This window comes from Streptomyces sp. NPDC054842 (genome assembly GCF_053611025.1).
Map to the genome: position 1 here is coordinate 1 of NZ_JBSGZN010000105.1, position 1,631 is coordinate 1,631.

General features: G+C 71.6%; 1 protein-coding gene. It reads right to left on the bottom strand.

Going from position 1 to position 1,631, the window contains the following annotated elements; translation table 11 throughout:
- Positions 1-1,631, bottom strand: a 1,631-nt coding sequence (locus ACWGIS_RS36255; RefSeq protein WP_453366775.1) for an ATP-binding protein, incomplete at both ends; no start/stop codon positions are given.

A 1,631-nucleotide genomic window follows, 5' to 3' on the forward strand; every position in this document is an offset into this window, starting at 1 on the left:
GACTTCCTGGCCTTCTTCGACGGCGACCTTGACGATGGTGCCCTGCATGGGGGAGGCGAGGGTGTCGCCGGAGGCGGCGGGGCCGGACTTCTTGGCGGCGCGTCGTTTGGGTTTGGCGCCGGCGGCCAGGCCGGTGCGGGCCAGGGACATGCCCAGGCTGGAGGGCAGGGACACTTCGAGGCGTTTGCCGCCGACCTCGACGATGACGGTTTCGCGGTTGGTTTCGCCGGCGTCGTCGGTGTCGGTGTCGGCGGGGGTGGTGAAGGCGGGGATGTCGTTGACGAACTCGGTCTCGATCCACCGGGTGTGGACGGTGAACGGCGCCTGGGAGCCGGTGAGTTCGGGGGCGAACGCGGGATCCTTCACGACTTCGCGGTGGAAGGTGAGGGCGGTGGCCATGCCCTCGACCTGGAATTCGTCCAGGGCGCGGGCGGCGCGCTGGAGGGCCTGTTCGCGGGTGGCGCCGGTGACGATGAGTTTGGCGAGGAGGGAGTCCCAGGCGGGGCCGATGACGCTGCCGGCTTCGACGCCCGCGTCCAGGCGGATGCCGGGGCCGGAGGGCGGGGTGAAGGCGGTGACGGTGCCGGGGGCGGGCAGGAATCCGCGGCCGGGGTCCTCGCCGTTGATGCGGAACTCGATGGAGTGGCCGCGCAGGACGGGGTCGCCGTAGCCGAGTTCCTCGCCGTCGGCGATGCGGAACATCTCACGGACCAGGTCGATGCCGGCGACTTCCTCGGTGACGGGGTGTTCGACCTGCAGGCGGGTGTTGACCTCCAGGAAGGAGATCGTGCCGTCGGTGCCGACCAGGAACTCGACGGTGCCGGCGCCGACGTAGCCGGCCTCGCGCAGGATCGCCTTGGAGGAGGAGTACAGCTCCTCGACCTGGGCGTCGGTGAGGAAGGGGGCGGGGGCTTCCTCGACGAGTTTTTGGTGGCGGCGCTGCAGGGAGCAGTCGCGGGTGGAGACGACGACCACGTTGCCGTGGGTGTCGGCCAGGCACTGGGTCTCCACGTGGCGGGGCTTGTCGAGGTAGCGCTCGACGAAGCACTCGCCCCGGCCGAACGCGGCGACGGCCTCGCGGACGGCGGAGTCGTAGAGCTCGGGGACCTCTTCCAGGGTGCGGGCGACTTTCAGGCCGCGTCCGCCGCCGCCGAAGGCGGCCTTGATCGCGATGGGCAGGCCGTGTTCGCGGGCGAACGCGACGACTTCCTCCGCGCCGGAGACCGGGTCGGGGGTGCCCGCGACCAGCGGCGCGCCGGCCCGCTGGGCGATGTGGCGGGCGGCGACCTTGTCCCCCAGGTCGCGGATGGCCTGCGGGGGCGGGCCGATCCAGATCAGGCCCGCGTCCAGGACGGCCTGGGCGAACTCGGCGTTCTCCGAGAGGAACCCGTAACCGGGGTGGACGGCGTCCGCGCCGGAGTCCTTGGCGGCCTGGAGCACCTTGGCGATGTCCAGATAACTGGTGGCCGGGGTGTCACCGCCCAACGCGAACGCCTCGTCCGCCGCCCGGACATGCAACGCGTCCCGGTCCGGATCCGCGTAGACGGCCACACTCGCGATCCCGGCATCCCGGCACGCCCGGGCCACGCGGACAGCGATTTCGCCACGGTTGGCGATGAGCACCTTGCGCA